The sequence below is a fragment of the Nocardia sp. NPDC058058 genome (assembly GCF_042885355.1).
In the GTDB taxonomy this organism is placed as follows: Bacteria; Actinomycetota; Actinomycetes; order Mycobacteriales; family Mycobacteriaceae; genus Nocardia.
Map to the genome: position 1 here is coordinate 167,001 of NZ_JBHVSA010000001.1, position 15,089 is coordinate 182,089.

General features: G+C 66.8%; 12 protein-coding genes. 2 read left to right on the top strand and 10 right to left on the bottom strand.

Annotation, left to right across the window (positions count from 1 at the left end):
• Nucleotides 1-14: 14 nt before the first annotated feature.
• From atzF to ACFVUS_RS00805, 3 genes are read right to left on the bottom strand one after another with little or no spacing between them, the layout of a single operon-like run.
• The gene (atzF, locus tag ACFVUS_RS00795; RefSeq protein ID WP_387761032.1) at nt 15-1,739 is read right to left on the bottom strand and encodes an allophanate hydrolase; all 1,725 of its coding nucleotides are present in this window, start codon (nt 1,737-1,739) and stop codon (nt 15-17) included.
• Entirely contained in the window at nt 1,736-5,353 is a 3,618-nt protein-coding gene (uca, locus tag ACFVUS_RS00800; protein ID WP_387761033.1) for an urea carboxylase, read from the bottom strand. The genes atzF and uca overlap by 4 nt, the downstream gene beginning before the upstream one ends.
• A 3-nt stretch (nt 5,354-5,356) precedes the next feature.
• The gene (locus ACFVUS_RS00805) at nt 5,357-6,070 is read right to left on the bottom strand and encodes a GntR family transcriptional regulator (protein WP_387761034.1); all 714 of its coding nucleotides are present in this window, start codon (nt 6,068-6,070) and stop codon (nt 5,357-5,359) included.
• 152 nt (nt 6,071-6,222) lie between these two features.
• On the opposite strand from ACFVUS_RS00805, the gene ACFVUS_RS00810 reads away from it, so the two are divergent.
• A complete protein-coding gene (locus tag ACFVUS_RS00810; RefSeq protein WP_387761035.1) occupies nt 6,223-6,486 on the top strand; it encodes a hypothetical protein in 264 nt (87 codons plus the stop codon).
• A gap of 6 nt (nt 6,487-6,492) precedes the next feature.
• Here the strand turns inward: ACFVUS_RS00810 and ACFVUS_RS00815 are convergent, their stop codons facing one another.
• The 5 genes from ACFVUS_RS00815 to ACFVUS_RS00835 all read right to left on the bottom strand — a co-directional run bounded on the left by ACFVUS_RS00815 (nt 6,493) and on the right by ACFVUS_RS00835 (nt 11,212).
• Entirely contained in the window at nt 6,493-7,461 is a 969-nt protein-coding gene (locus tag ACFVUS_RS00815; protein ID WP_387761036.1) for a glycine betaine ABC transporter substrate-binding protein, read from the bottom strand.
• A complete protein-coding gene (locus tag ACFVUS_RS00820) occupies nt 7,458-8,195 on the bottom strand; it encodes an ABC transporter permease (RefSeq protein ID WP_387761037.1) in 738 nt (245 codons plus the stop codon). The genes ACFVUS_RS00815 and ACFVUS_RS00820 overlap by 4 nt, the downstream gene beginning before the upstream one ends.
• Nucleotides 8,192-9,496 (bottom strand): ATP-binding cassette domain-containing protein, encoded by a 1,305-nt coding sequence (locus tag ACFVUS_RS00825; RefSeq protein ID WP_387761038.1) that lies wholly within the window; start codon nt 9,494-9,496, stop codon nt 8,192-8,194. Before ACFVUS_RS00825 ends, ACFVUS_RS00820 begins: the two co-directional genes overlap by 4 nt.
• Nucleotides 9,493-10,137 carry an ABC transporter permease gene (locus tag ACFVUS_RS00830; RefSeq protein ID WP_364633148.1) on the bottom strand — a complete coding sequence of 215 codons (645 nt, stop codon included), beginning with the start codon at nt 10,135-10,137 and terminating at the stop codon, nt 9,493-9,495. Before ACFVUS_RS00830 ends, ACFVUS_RS00825 begins: the two co-directional genes overlap by 4 nt.
• A gap of 142 nt (nt 10,138-10,279) precedes the next feature.
• Nucleotides 10,280-11,212, bottom strand: a complete 933-nt coding sequence (locus ACFVUS_RS00835; protein ID WP_387761039.1) for a TauD/TfdA dioxygenase family protein — start codon at nt 11,210-11,212, stop codon at nt 10,280-10,282.
• A gap of 201 nt (nt 11,213-11,413) precedes the next feature.
• On the opposite strand from ACFVUS_RS00835, the gene ACFVUS_RS00840 reads away from it, so the two are divergent.
• Entirely contained in the window at nt 11,414-12,760 is a 1,347-nt protein-coding gene (locus ACFVUS_RS00840; RefSeq protein ID WP_387761040.1) for a lipase family protein, read from the top strand.
• A gap of 22 nt (nt 12,761-12,782) precedes the next feature.
• Here ACFVUS_RS00840 and ACFVUS_RS00845 read toward each other — a convergent pair whose 3' ends face one another.
• Nucleotides 12,783-13,319, bottom strand: a complete 537-nt coding sequence (locus tag ACFVUS_RS00845; RefSeq protein WP_387761041.1) for an LLM class flavin-dependent oxidoreductase — start codon at nt 13,317-13,319, stop codon at nt 12,783-12,785.
• A 104-nt stretch (nt 13,320-13,423) separates the two neighbouring features.
• On the bottom strand, nt 13,424-14,686 hold the full coding sequence (locus ACFVUS_RS00850; protein WP_387761042.1) for a PucR family transcriptional regulator: 1,263 nt from the start codon (nt 14,684-14,686) through the stop codon (nt 13,424-13,426).
• Nucleotides 14,687-15,089: the final 403 nt, after the last annotated feature.

Below are 15,089 nucleotides of genomic sequence, written 5' to 3' on the forward strand. Positions count from 1 at the left end.
CCCGTCGCGGCCGACTATCGAGCGCTCAAATACGCTCGCCAGCCACCGTATTCGGTGATGTCGACGGCGGTGGCGGTGGCGTCATGGGTCGCGGTGAAACCTATGACGCCACGGCCGTCCTCCAGTTCGATCGCGGTGAGCGCCATCGGGGCGGGCAGCGCGGCCAGGAAGCGGCCGAGCGCGGCCTCGGACAGCCGGTACAGCTCGCCCGGAATAGGCGCTCCCGCACCGGGTTCGGTGCGCACCACGCCGGGCTTCGGCGGCGTGGTGGCCATGGCCGTGAGCCGGTACGCGTCGGTGGTGCGAATGGCTCCGGCGAACCGCGCGCCGAGTTCCTCCAGCTGCCAGTGCAGCGGCTGATCGCGCAGATGCGCCCCGAAGACGGCGAGATCGACGCCGCGATCGACGAGAAGCGGTGCGGTGTCGATGTTTTGCAGTCGCGCCGCGATATCGACGGCGACCTGATCGGCGAAGGCGGGCACGACGATCATCACCCCGAACGGGTATCCCGTGGCGGTCGCGGCCCCCGGAATCGCCACCGCGGCCAGATCCACCAGATTGCAGAAATTGGTGAATGTGCCCAGCCGCCGGTTGATTCCGATCGGATCGGCCCGGACCGCCGCGAGGGTGGGATGCTCGGTGGTGGTCGGCAGCAGCAGGGCGTCGAAAGGCTCGAGCAGTTCCGCCGCGAAGGCGCGGGCGTGCGCGAGGGTGTTCAGATCGTCGGCGAAACCCGGGCCGGTCGTTGCGGCCGCGGCCGAAATGATTGCCGCCACGGTCGGATCGGCTCCGGCCGGCGCGGTATCGAGGAATGCGCCGACGGCGGCGTAGCGTTCGGCGACGATCGCACCATCGTAGAGCAGCAGCGCGGCCTCGAGCAGCGGCGCGATATCGACCGCCTCGATCTTGCATCCGGCCTCGAGCGCGGTGCACACCGACCTGTCGAAGGCCTCCCGGTATTCGGGGCTGAGCGCATCGAGGTTCGCGGGTACGGGGACGGCCAGTCGCGGCACCTGGGGAGCCGCGAATCGCACATCGGCGGGCCAGCTTCGACTGCGCGGATCACGCCGCTCCGCACCCGCCATGACCGCCGCCGCCCGGGTGGCCAGGTCCAGGGTGGCGGCGAAGACGGTAACGGCATCGTAGTCCGCGCAGGCCGGGACCACCCCGTGCGCGGGGATGATCCCGAGCGTGGCTTTGATGCCGACGAGGTCGTGGAATGCGGCCGGTACCCGCCCGGAACCGGCTGTGTCCGTGCCGATTCCGATATCGGCGATACCGAGTGCGACCGCGACCGCGGATCCGGAACTGGAGCCGCCCGAGATCAGCTCGGGATGATGCGCGTTGCGAACCGCACCGTGGGGGCTACGCGTCCCGACCAGCCCGGTGGCGAACTGGTCGAGATTGGTCTTACCGAGCATGATCGCCCCCGCCGCGACCAAACGCGCTATGGCGGAAGCGGTTTCGGCAGGGGAGTAGGCGTATTCGGGGCAGCCGGCGGTGGTCGGCAGACCCGCGACGTCCACATTGTCCTTGACCGCGACGAGCATTCCCGCCAGCGGCAGCGTCGCACCGTCGGCGAGGCGCTGTTCGATCGCCGCCGCCTCGGCGTGCACATCGTCGAACTCGCGCAAGGTGATCCACACTTCGGGCCGATCGGCCGCGGCTATGCGCGCAAAGGCCGCGGCGACGCGTGCGGTGGGCGAGGGGATGGTGGCCTCGGTCTGGGGTGCGTTCATTCGGTCACTCCGATCACGGCTAGTGGGGTTCCGGGTTCCACGGTGGCGCCGGGGGTGACGAGCACCCGCAGCACGGTGCCGGTGGCCGGACTGGGCACGGGCAGTTCGAGTTTCATCGCCTCGAGGACCGCCACGGGATCACCCGCGGTCAATCGCGCGCCGGGTTCGATATCGACGCGCCAGACATTGCCGACCATGGGTGCGGTAACCACGGTGGCATCGGGTGGCAGATCGGCGAGCGGATCGCCGTGGTCCTCGACCGGGGGCGGGGCGGCCACGGTGCGGTCGAATTCACCGGCGGCGTGCCAGGCGCGCTTCTCGGCCTCGAACGCCGCGCTCTGCCGGGTCTCGAACTCGGCGATATCGGTGGCGTTGTCGCGCAGCATCTTCCGGTGTTCGGCGAGCGCGAAGACGCCCTCGGTGACCTCGGCGTCGAAGCGCCCCGAGCGGGCCGCCGCCCGGTGGTCCAGAAGCTGTTCGGGGGTGACCGGCTCCCAGACGATGCGGTCGAAGAACCGGAACAGCCAGGGCGTGCCGTCCTCGAACGGCGCGTGCTGTCGATAGCTGGACCAGATCGGGATGGTGCGCCCGATCAGCTGATAGCCACCGGGGGATTCCATCCCGTACACGCACAGGTATTTACCGCCGATGCCCACCGCGTCCGAGGGCGTCCAGGTGCGCGCCGGATTGTATTTGGTGGTGACCAGCCGATGCCTCGGGTCCAGTGGAACCGCCAGGGGTGCACCGAGATACACGTCGCCGAGCCCGAGCACCAGGTATTCGGCGTCGAAGACGGTGCGGCGGACCTCCTCCACGCTGTCCAGCCCGTTGATGCGGCGAATGAACTCGACATTGGACGGCAGCCACGGCGCGGTATCGCGAATCCCGCTGCGGTAGCGGTCGATCGCCTCGGCGATGGATGGATCGTCGAAGGACAGCGGCAGCCGAATGGTGCGGCTGGGCACGACCAGATCACCGGTCGCGGGCAGTTGTTCCTCGAGTTCGGTGAGCAGGCCGAGTAGCCGAAACTGCGGCAGCGCAGCGGGATCGAAGTGGATGTGCAGTGCCCGCACCCCGGGCGTGACATCGATGATGCCGGGCGGTGCGGCGGCCGCGAGCGCCTGCGCGAGGGCGTGCACCCGCATGCGCAGCCCGAGATCCAGCACCATCTCGCCGTATTCGACCAGGATATTGTCATCGCCACCGCGCAGATAGCGCACCGCCGGACGGTCGGCGTCGGCCTCGATGCCGCCGAGAATACCGCGATCACGCAGTGCCGCACCGGAATCGGTGAGCACGCCGGTGGCGCGGGCGGCGGTCGAGGCGCGCAGCTCGGTGGCGGTCTCGTCGGTGACGGGCAGGAATGCGATGGTATCGCCGGGCCGCACCTGGCCCAGCTTCCAGCGATGCGCCGACACCACGGTGAGCGGGCACGCGAAGCCGCCCAGGCTGGGTCCGTCGGGCCCGAGCAGGATCGGGGTGTCGCCCGAAACATTCAGCGCGCCAACGCTGTACGGATTGTCGTGCAGGTTCGACGGATGCAGCCCGGCGTCGCCGCCGTCGGTGCGGGAGAATTCCGGGCGCGGTCCCTCCAGCCGGATGCCGGTGCGATTGGCATGGCTGCCGACCCGCCAGGCCTGCTCGTAGAACTGGGTCATATCGGCATCGGTGAAATATGCGGGTGCGGTCTGTGGCCCCTCACCGACGGCCAGCTGCCAGTCATGCGTGAACAGCGGCCGCTGCTCGACCGGCACCGGCCCGGGGTCGCTCGCCGTATCATGTTGCGCCGCAGCAATTCCCAGTACATCGCCGTCGGCGACGGCCTTACCGGTGACGCCGCCGAAGCCGCCGAGGGTGAAGGTCGACGCGCTGCCGTGGTACAGCGGCGCGTCGATTCCGCCCCGGATGGCCAGGTAGGTGCGCAGTCCCGCGTCCGACGGCGTGCCGATATCGAGCACAGATCCGGCGGCGATGCTCACCGGTTCCCACATCGGCACGGGTGCGCCGTCCACGGTCACCAGGGTCGGCGCTCCGGTGACACAGATGAGCGCCGCACCGGAGAACCGCAGTCGCGGTCCCTGCAACGTGCATTCCAGACCGGGCGCGCCCACGGGATTGCCCACGGCGGTATTCGCCAGGGTGAACGAGAGATCGTCCATCGGTCCGGACGGCGGAATTCCCACCTCCCACAGTCCGATTCTGCCGGGATGGTCCTGCACCGTGGTCATGGTGCCCGCCCGCAGCACATCCACCCGGCGGCTGGACCACGACAGTTCGGCCAGCGTGCCGGTGCTGTGGTCGGCGGCCAGCACCACCGGCGCGACCGCGGCCGCCCGCAACTGCGGCAGATTGGTCTGCACACCGTAGACGCCGGTGTCCGCGAGTGCCGCGCTCAGCTTCCCGAACGCCTCATCGCGATTCGTGCCGTGCGTGATGACCTTGGCCAGCAGCGGATCGTAGAACGCGCTGACCTCGGTGCCGGTCCCGATCCAGGTGTCGACCCGGGCGTCGGCGGGAAACCTTGTCGCGGTGACCAATCCGGCGCTCGGACGGTAGTCGTGTCCGGGATCCTCGGCGTAGACGCGGGCCTCCACCGCCCAGCCGTCGAGCGCGGGGCCGCCATCTGGCACACCGTCGAGCACGGTGTCGTCGCCACCCGCCAAGCGCAGCATCCACTCCACCAGATCGACGCCGGTGATCGCCTCGGTGACCGGATGTTCCACCTGGAGACGGGTATTCATCTCCAGGAACGACGCCTCGCTACGCTCGGTGTCGTACACGAATTCGACGGTGCCCGCCGAGCGATAGCGCACCGAACTCGCCAGCGCGCGCGAGGTCGCGAGCAATTGTTCGGTGAGGTCGTCCGGCAGGCCCGGGGCGGGCGCTTCCTCGATCACCTTCTGATTGCGGCGCTGGAGTGAACAGTCGCGGGTGCCCAGACTGACCACCCGGCCTTCACCGTCACCGAAGACCTGCACCTCGATATGCCTGGCGCGCCTGATGAATCGCTCCAGGAACACCCCGGCGGAGGAGAAGTTCGCCACCGCCAGCCGCCGCACCCGCGCGAAGGCCGCCCGGACCTCATCGGCGTCGGCACACGCCTGCATACCGATGCCGCCGCCCCCGCCGACGGCTTTCACCATTACCGGATAGCCGACCCGATCGGCTTCCGCCACAGCGTGATCGACCGATTCGAGGATGCCGCTGCCCGGCACCAGCGGTACGCCGACGGCGCGGGCGGCCTCGCGGGCGGTGTGTTTATCGCCGAACACCCGTAGTTGTTCGGGAGTCGGACCGACGAAGATCAGTCCGGCCGCCGCTGCCGCGGTGGCGAATTCGGCGTTCTCGGAGAGGAATCCGTATCCGGGGTGGATGGCTCCCGCGCCCGAGGCCAGTGCCGCCTCGATGACCGCATCGGCCCGCAGGTAGGATTGTGCGGCCGGACCCGGTCCGAGCCGGATTGCGGCGTCGGCCATGCGGACGTGCGCGGCCCCGAGGTCCGCGTCGGAGTACACCGCGACCGTTTTCAGCCCCAGCTCGCGGGCGCTGCGCAGTACGCGACAGGCGATCTCACCGCGATTGGCGATCAGTACGGTGTCGAAACTCGAACTCACCGATTACTCCTGTTCAATGGCCATGGACATGGCGACGATGGCGCGGGTGACCCGTTCGACCACGACGTCGAGGGATTCACCGATATGCCGGTGCAGTAGGTCGTAGGCCAGCGGAAGATCGTCGGCGAGAACGGCATCCAGAATCGCGAGGTGTTCGGCGATGGTCACCTCGACCCGGTTGTTGACCATGAAGTCGTACATGCGCACGTGCCGGATGCGGGCATTGACCGCGATCAGCGCACGCACCAGCTCACCGTTGCCGGACGCGGTCAGCAGGGCGATGTGGAAGCCCTCGTCCACCACCACGAAACCCGGCTCCTGCGCGGGCGGATCGGCCCGCAGCGCCAGCCAGTGCTCACGTTCGAGCCGCAGCAGCTCGTGGTCGTGCCGAATATCGGCATTGTCCATCGCGCGCTGAATTCCGCTCAGCTCCAACGCAATCCGCAACTCATAGAGGTCGCGCACCTTGGGAATGCTGGGCCGCACCGGGCTGAACCCGATCTCCTCCCGATGCAACAGACCGTCCGAGCACAGCATGGCCAGCGCCTCGCGCGCCGGAGTCCGCGAAATCCCGAAGCGGGCAGAGACTTTCGGTTCGGTCAGGCGCTGGCTGAACTTGATCTGACCGTTCATGAGTTCGTCGCGCAACGTGGCGTACACGGTGTCGCGCAAATGGCCGCCCGCCCCGTTGGTTCGGGCCCGCAATGGTGTCGACATGCCTGTATACGCTATGTACCAGGCGTTTCGGTATGGCTACAGTGCGTAACGACTGCGTTAGCAAGGCCTCACCGGCGTGCTGGATGGAGTCTGATGAGAATCGAGAGATTCGAGGGATAGCGTGGATCGGTATGGCTAGTAGGGACATTTCGGTGACTGTGGGGGATGACGACTGGCGTGCGCTGGTCGCTGCCGCGGAGGCGGCGGGGATGGGGGTGGAGGCCTATGTCTCCTGGTGCGTGCGGATTCTCGCTATGCAGGCGCAGCCCGGAAGCGGGCACCGGCGGCAGCGATTGGGGCAGGTGCGGGCGCGGCGGCGCGGCGCGGCGGTCGATGACGGGACGGAGGCGGCGGCGTGGGCGGAGACGTTCACCGAGCGACTGTCGCATCGCGCGGATCGCAGGCCGCAGCTGTGATTCCCGCTATTGGACCAGCTTTTCGCTTTTCAGCCAGTCGTATGCGACATCGGACGGGTCCTGCCCGTCGATGTCGACCCGGCCGTTGAGGTCCTGCATGAGCTGATCGGTCAGGCGTTCGGAGATGGTGCCGAGCAGCGTGCGGATCTGCGGATACCTGTCGATGATCGCGCCGCGCACCACGGCGGTGCCGCTGTAGGGCAGGAAGAACTTCTTATCGTCGTCCAGCACAGTGAGATTCAGGTTCTTCACGCGGCCGTCGGTGGTGTAGACCATGCCGAAGTTGCAGGGCGCGCTCTTGGCGGTGGCGGGGTAGACCACGCCCGCGTCCATGCGGGTGACGTTGCCGGACGGTACGCCGTTCGAATCGTTGTAGGGGATACCGTATTTCGCCAGCATGGGAATGAAACCGTCGGAGCGGCTGAAGAACTCGTCATCGACGCAGAAGGTGCGATCGGTGACCGGTAGCGCGGCCACGTCCGAGAGCGTCTTTACCTTCAGGCGTTGCGCGGTCGGGCCGGCGGCGAAAGCGTAGGTGTCGTTGAAGTTCGAGGGCGGGAGCCATTCCAGATTGTTGTCCCGGCGCTCGATATCGTGCACCCGCTGCCACAGCTCGTGCGGGTCGACGATTGTCTCGGTCTCGTTGTGGTAGTTGACCCAGCCGGTGCCGGTGTACTCCCAGAGGATATCGGCGTCCCCGTTGAGCTGGGCCTGCCGTGACGAGGCGGAGCCGGGCGCACCGGTCAGATCGGTGACATCGGCTCCGGCGGCGGCCAGGTAGGTCGCGGTGATCTTGCCCAGCAGTACACCCTCGGTGAAGCTCTTGGATGTCACGACCAGTTTCGCGCCGTCCAGCGGTTGCCCGCCGTCCACCAGTTTCGCGGCGTGGAAGGTGCCGGACGAACTCACCAGACCGCATCCGGCCAGCAGCGAGACCACCAGCAGCGCAATCGATCCGGCCCGTAGCGCCCTCATGAGATACCTCGCGGAGTCGCGGCAAGTTCGACCAGCCTGCCGAGCCAATCGATGATCAGCGCCAGCAGGCCGACCAGAATCGCGCCGGAGATGAGCAGTTTGGGCAGGAACAGCGTGACGCCGGTGGTGATCAGCGTGCCTAGGCTGGTCGCGCCGATGAAGGTGCTCAGCGTCGCGGTGCCGACCAGGATCACCAGGGCGGTGCGCACGCCATTGAGGATCACCGGGACCGCGAGCGGCAATTCCACCTGCACCAGGGTGCGCGCTCCGGAGAAGCCGATACCGCGCGCGGCCTCGATGGTGCGCTGATCCACCTGTCGCAGTCCGACAATGGTGTTCTGCAGGATTGGCAGGATCGCGTAGACCACCAGACCGATGACGGCGGTGCGGAATCCGGTGCCGAGCCAGAAGGTGAACAGCACCAGCAGCCCGACCGCCGGGGCCGCCTGGCCGATATTGGCGATGTTCACCACGATCGGTTCGAAACGCTGCAAAGCCGGTCGGGTGAGCGCGATTCCGAGCGGTATCGCCACCACGACCACGATGAGCGTGGCCACCACGGTCAGCTTGATATGCGCCAGAATCGTGGTCTGCAAATTGGCCCAGCCCAGCGACGCCTTCTCGGTCGCGGTGAAGGTGGTGGACCGATACCAGAGCAGATAGCCGATGCCGATCGCGAGAATGATGATCGGTTCGAACCAGACGTCGATCGGGGTGCGGCGCAATCGATTCATGACTGCCCGGCCGTTTCCGCGGCCGCCGCGGGCGGCACGGAATCCGGTTCGTCATCGGCGGCGATCACCGGCGTCGGCGCGTAATCGGTTCCGTCGATATGGGTTTCGTAGGACAGGTCCTGTTCCTCGGGATGACCCTCGGCGAGCTTGGCGCGGATCAACTCCGTCACCGCTCCGATATTCAGCGAGCCGACCACCGCGCCGCGGCCATCGGTGACCAGGGTGGCCCCCTGACTGGTGGCGAGCATGGCGTCGAGGGCGTCGTTCAGCGTCGAGGAGCGCGCCACCACGGGCAGCCGCCGGTCCAGGAAGTCCGACACTTCGGGTTTGCTGGCCACTTCCGCGAGCGTGGGCCACGCCCGCGGCCGCCCGGAGCGATCGACCACCACGATCCAGTCGTGCCCGGCTGCCTGCGCGCGCGCTATCACTTCGCCCGAGGGCTCACCGATGCGCGCGGTAATCACCCTGTCGTACTCCACATCTCGCACCCGCGAGACGGTGAGGTACGCCAGCTTCGCGCCCGATCCGACGAATTCCTCCACGAACGGCGTGGCCGGATCGGTGAGAATCTCCTCGGGTGTCGCGTACTGCTCGATATGCCCGCCCTCGGACAGGATGAGCACCTTGTCCCCGAGCTTGGTGGCCTCCTCGAAATCGTGCGTCACGATAACGATGGTCTTGCCGAGTTCGTGCTGAATCGCGATCAGGCTGTCCTGCAACCGAACTCGCGTGATCGGATCGACCGCTCCGAACGGTTCGTCCATCAGCAGCACCGGGGGATCGGCGGCCAGCGCCCGTGCCACGCCGACGCGCTGCTGCTGTCCGCCGGACATATCCTTGGGCAGCCGGTCCGCGAAGACCGCCGGATCCAGCCCGACCAGATCGAGCAGATATTCGGTGCGCTCGGCGATCCGCTTCTTGTCCCAGCCCAGCACGCGCGGAATCGCGCCCACGTTCTTGGCCACCGACCAGTGCGGGAAGAGCCCGCCGGATTGGATGACGTACCCGATGGACTGGCGCAGCTTGTCCGGATCCTCCTTGGTGACATCGCGCCCGTCGATGAGAATCCGCCCGCCGGACGGTTCGATCAAGCGGCTGATCATCTTCAGGGTGGTGGTCTTACCGCAGCCGGACGGTCCGACGAACGCGACGATATGCCCGGCCTCGATCTCCAGGTCCAGCCGTTCGACGGCCGGTTTCTCCTGTCCCCGATAGCGTTTCACCACACCGTCCAGCACGATGGACGCACCGGTCACATTGCGTTCGGCCGGAACGGGCGGCCGGGTCACTGCCTCGGTCATGAGAGTCCCTTTGCGATGGTGAGCCGTCCCAGCAGGACGAGGAGCGCGTCGAACACCAACGCGATCACGACGATGAGAATGGTTCCGGTCAAAGCCATTTCGAGCGCGTTCGCGCCGCCGAGGCGGGACAGGCCGTTGAAGATGAGCGAGCCGAGACCCGGCCCGAGCACATACGCGACGATGGCGGCCACGCCGACCACCATCTGCGTGGAGATCCGGATGCCGGTGAGGATCACCGGCCAGGCGATCGGCAATTCGACGGTGAACAGGATCCGGCGGCGCGAAAGCCCGATGCCGCGCGCGGATTCGATCACCGATTCCGGCACCGACCGCAATCCCACGATCGCGTTGCCGATCACCGGCAGCGTCGCGAAGAACGCCAGCATGATGAACGACGGCACCACCCCGAGCCCGAACGGCACCAGCAGCAGCGCCAGCAGCGCGAGCGACGGAATCGTCAGCGCCACCCGGCTGGAGGTCAGGGTCAGCGCCGACAGCAGCGGCAGCCGGTACACCGCGATCGCGATGACCACGGCGATGATCGTTCCCACCAGCACGGTCTGAAAGGCAAGGGACGCATGCTGATAGGTGAGGAAGGCCAGCGTCTCGCCACGTCCTCGGATATAGCTCCACAAGTGCACGGGATTCCCCTCGTCGGCCGAGGCCGGATAGGTTCCTGTCTGCGTATTCACCGGACGCGTGAGCCGTTAGACGGTAGTCGATCGCGCCTACCGGCCGCTGGCGGCGCGCGGTAGGCGAATCGCCGTTATGTCGTTGTGCCTTTCAGGCCGCGCGCGGGGCCGCGGTCGTCGAGTAGTACCCGGCATCGCCGGAGATCACGGTGCTTGCGCAGCCGTCGACGCCGACCGGCACCGCACCCGCGAGGGTGATGCGGGTGAGCTTGCGGTGTTCGGTGCCGTCGTAGTCGTCGATCGCGTAGTGCTGGGTGGCCCGGTTGTCCCAGATCGCCACATCACCGAGCGACCAGTTCCATCGGGTCGTGTTCTCCAGCCGGGTTATCCGGTTCTGGAAGAGTTGAAACAGGGCTTTGGACTCATTTCCGGACAGCCCGACGAGTTCCTTGACGAAGCAGCCGAGCAGCAGCGCGCGCTCACCGGTCTCCGGATGCACCTCGACCACGGGATGTTCGGTCTCGAAGTACTCGGATTCGAATTCGCGCCGATAGGCCGCGGAGTTCTCCTCGGTCGAGCGGCCCTCACCGGCGTAGTCGTACAGATTGGTGTGCCGGGCGCGCAGGTTCTCGGCCAGCACCCTGAGCGATTGCGGCAGTGCCTGGTACGCGGCGACCGTCGAGGCCCAGGTGGTCGAACCGCCATAGCTGGGCAGTGTGACCGCACGCAGAATCGAGGCCTGCGGCACCCGATCGACGAAGGTGACATCGGTGTGCCAGACATTCGAGCGACCGTGCCGCGAATCGATCGCCAGACTCTTGGCCCCGGCCGAGGTCAGCGTCGGATGCGGGGTGGTCGGAGTGCCGAGCAGCTGCGCGAATTCGTACTGACCGTCCTCGGTGAGCTGGTCCTGGCCCTGGAAGAAGATGACCTTGTGCTCGTGCAGCGCGGCTCGGATCGCGGCGACGGTCCGGGTGTTCAGATCCCCGCCGAGTCGCACCCCCTCGATGCGCGCGCCGATGTTCGCGCCGAGCTTGACCACCCGCACCGCGGATCCGGACTCGACTGAGTTGTGCACGGACATGGCGGGGCCTTTCGCTCGAACCGATCGGTCTGCGAACGAAACCACGTCTCGACCACCGCGAACACCCTTTGGGTCAGCCAGATCGAATCTCGCACGCCGGTCGGCTCTTCAAAGTTGGACGCGCGTGTGCAACACTGGCGACGCTGACTATCGTCTGGGTCACTCCGGCGGTGCAGTGCGACCTGCGTTACAGAAGCGATGATGCTGGAGGTTCGAGTGGGTAAGCCCGGGTTGAGACGACTGGCCGTGGCGGCGATGTCGACCGTGGTGGTGGCGAGTGGGGCGCAGGCCGCGTCGGCCGATCCCGGATATCCGCCGATGCCGCTGGATCAGAATCAGTTACCGCAGTTGCCCACCGAACCCCAGATCTACGACATGCTCCCCGTCCCGATCCCGTCCGAGGATCCGTGGTACGACGACCCGGCCGATATCGCCTCCTACGAACCCGGGCAGATCGTGCGCTCACGGGAGGTGCAGACCCGCTTCGTGGGTATTCCGTTCCCGGTCTACACCAGGCAATTGCTGTTCCGCTCCAACGACGTTCACGACAATCCGATCGTCACCGCGACCACCGTCATCGTGCCCGGGGTGCCGTGGCAGGGGAGTGCGCGGCCGGTGGTGTCGTTCCAGGAGGCCATCGACTCCACCAACGCCTCGTGCAATCCGTCGTACACCCTGCAGGTCGGCACCATGAAGGAGTCGGCGCTCGCGATCGGCTGGCTGGCACAGGGATTCGCGATCAACGTGCCGGATTTCGACGGCAAGTTCAGCACGTTCAACACCTATGCCGAGGGCAAGATGGTGCTGGACAGCTTGCGCGCCATGAAGAATGACGATGCGCTGGGGCTGACCGATTCGGGCATCGCGCTGTACGGCTACTCCGGCGGCGGCTCGGGTTCCATTCGCGCGGCGGAACTTCGGGCCAGCTACGCACCGGATGTGCGACTGCTCGGCACCGCGATCGGTGGGACGCCCGGCAACCTGGTCGATGTCGCGAAGTACGCCACCAAGCAGCAGACCGGTATCGCGGGTGTCGGCAACTTCACCATGTGGCTCGGTCTCACCAGCTTCGCGCGCGAATACCCCGACGCGTTCCGTCCCGAGGAGCTGCTCACCCCGGAAGGGCAGCAGCTGGCCAAGGACTTCCAGAGTCGTTGTCTGCCAACCATTCTGCTGGAGGGTATGTACCGGCCGATCAGCGCCTACTATCAGCCGGGCAAGTCGCTGGAGAACTCACCCGAGATCGTGCGGATTCTGCAGGACAACAGTCTCGGCAAGTACATCCCCGATACCCCGATCCTGTGGTGGCACGGCGTCTGGGACGAGGTCATCCCGCCCTCGACCGTCATCCCGACCGTGAACTCCTACTGGGAGCGCGGCGCGGATCTGCGTTTCTACACCGTCCCGATTCCGGAGCACGGTGCGAACGCCGTCACCGGCTGGGCACCCGCCGTGGCCTGGACCACCGCCGTCCTGCGTGGACTGCCGCCGGGGCCGAAGTTCAAGGCGGACTTCCAGCCGCTGCCGCCGGGTTTCCCGGGTAGCTGACCCGGGATGCGCTGGGGCGCGGTCAAATTCGCGCGAGATCGTCCAGGGTCCGCTCCAGTAGATCGCGGGGGAGCGCCCCGAGATTGGATACGTGCCGGTCGATGCCGAAATCATCGCATTGATCCAGGATCTCGGGGGTGGGCAACCCGAACTGATAGAAGGTGACCGATACCCGCTCGCGGCCGAGTTCGGCCGCGCAATAGCGCAATCGGGCGATGCGATCGGCATAGTCACGCGGTCGCATCCCGCCGCCGATGCGCATCCAACCGGGTCCGCGACCGAGAACCACTCGGCCACCGGACATTTGGTCGAGGGTGTCGATCTGGGCGGCGAGCCGGACGGGATCGCGCCGGATCCGCCGGGTCATGACGGTCCCGACGATCAGCCGTTCGGTCGCGGCGGCGGCCATGGTCAGCGCGGTGAACGGTGCGTCCGGCGTATGGGTGCTCGAATCGTCCGGCACGAACAAGGATTCGAAGCCGCGCTGTTCCACCATGCGCGCGGCTTCGGTCGGGGTCGCCGAGAATTCCGTCATCGGCAGTGCGACGCCCAGCTTCACCTGTGCACCTCCCTAAATATGTGACACCAACTAGTGTCACATATTCGGGCAGGTGTTGGATACCCACTGATCGGAACCCGGTCATCCGTACCGGGCGCGCCGGTTCATTGCGGATCGGTCTGCCGGGAGGATTGGATGCGGTGCACCGTGAGCGCCGCGGCGATGAGCCGAGATCCGTGTGGATCGGCCGGGTCGATGCCGGTGACCTCGGCGATGCGGCGCAGCCGGTAGCTGTAGGTGTTCGGATGAATGTGCACGGACGCGGCCGCCCGTTGCCGATCCGCGCCGAATCGGACGTGCGCCTCCATCGCCTCGACCAGGTGTGGTTGATCCAGCAGCGGCAGAATGCGTTCGGCCAGTTGATCGCGGGCATCACCCGGCCGGGTGAGCTGATATTCCAGCAGCAGATCCTCGAGCCGGTAGCTGCCCGCGGGGCGACGCAGATGCCGGGCGAGTTCGGCAACCTCGGCGGTCTGCCGGGCCTTGCGGGGCATCGAATCACGTTGTACGCCGGTACATTCCGCGACAATCGTGCCGACCCCGAGCTGTTCGGTCAGGGTGTGCGCGAGCAGGCGGCGCTGGTCGGGTGTGACGGTGTCACCGGGCAACAGCGCGAAACCGCTCTGGCCGTCGAAGGATTCGAGTGCCGGTCCGCCCGTCAGTTCGTCCAGGACGCGCCGGACGATGCGGATCCGGCGGCGGGTGGTCAGCATATCGGTGGCCGGAATCGCGCCGTCGGACGTGCTGAGGTGCAGGGCCAGCAGGTCGTAGTGGTCGGCGCCGATTCCGGCGCGGGCCGCGAGCTCCTCGGAGGGCGCACCCTGGATCAGGGCCGAGCACAGGATTCGGCGCAGCTCGCGCTCGCGGTCATTCCCGACCTGCTCCAGCTGGACATGCCGCTCGGTGATCGCCGCCATGACATGGCCCGAAAGTCGAAGCAGCAGATGGGAGAAGGCGATCACATCGGCGTGATCCTGCGGTCGTGCGGCCGCGCTCGCCTGCTGCCAGAGCTGATCGGTGGCGCGCAGGAAACCCGCGAGCAGCGGTCGTCCGGCGGGCCGGTCGCCGAGGTGGTGCTCGACCAGCGGCGTCAGCAGCTCGCCCGGATCCGCGGTGCCGTAGTCCGGGATTCGATTCAGGTATTCCAGTATCGCCGCGCTCAGCAGTCGAATGGATTCCCTGGTGTGCGGGTCCACGCCGCGCACGGTGTGCGATATTCGGTCGAGCCGGGCCAGAATCGGTGCGTCCGGCGCTATTCGATGTTCGGTATCCGCTCTCGCGAAGGCGTCCGCGAGCGGTGAGTTGTGTGCCAAATCGCTGATCTCCCCGTATTCCGAATCCGTATGTTCCGTGCGTTCGCCGCGCACCGCACCCTGAAGGCGTCATCGGCTTCGGTTTGCTGAGATTCCAGCCTACTATGAATCTTGGACGCGTGTGTCCAACAAAACTGGGGGCTGTCATGGCGAGCCTAGACCAGTCTCAGTGATGTTGCGTCACAGCCGAATCGGGGTGTGCACGATGCTTTGTCACGAGAGACGAACCCGTGCCGCGCAATTTCGTCGATTCATGCAATGACTCGCCGGTAGCCCTCTGGCAGAGTTGGTGTTCGGTCCAGATGGCCGCCGGCTCGCGACGTGGTGGGTATTCCGTATTCGAGCGGGGGCGGAGCGGACGACTCGATCGATTCGAGCGTCGCGGGACATCACATTGTCGTGGAACGGACCGTTGGGATTTGTGCGCCGCCGGGCGATGGAAAATTCCGCTGCGGCG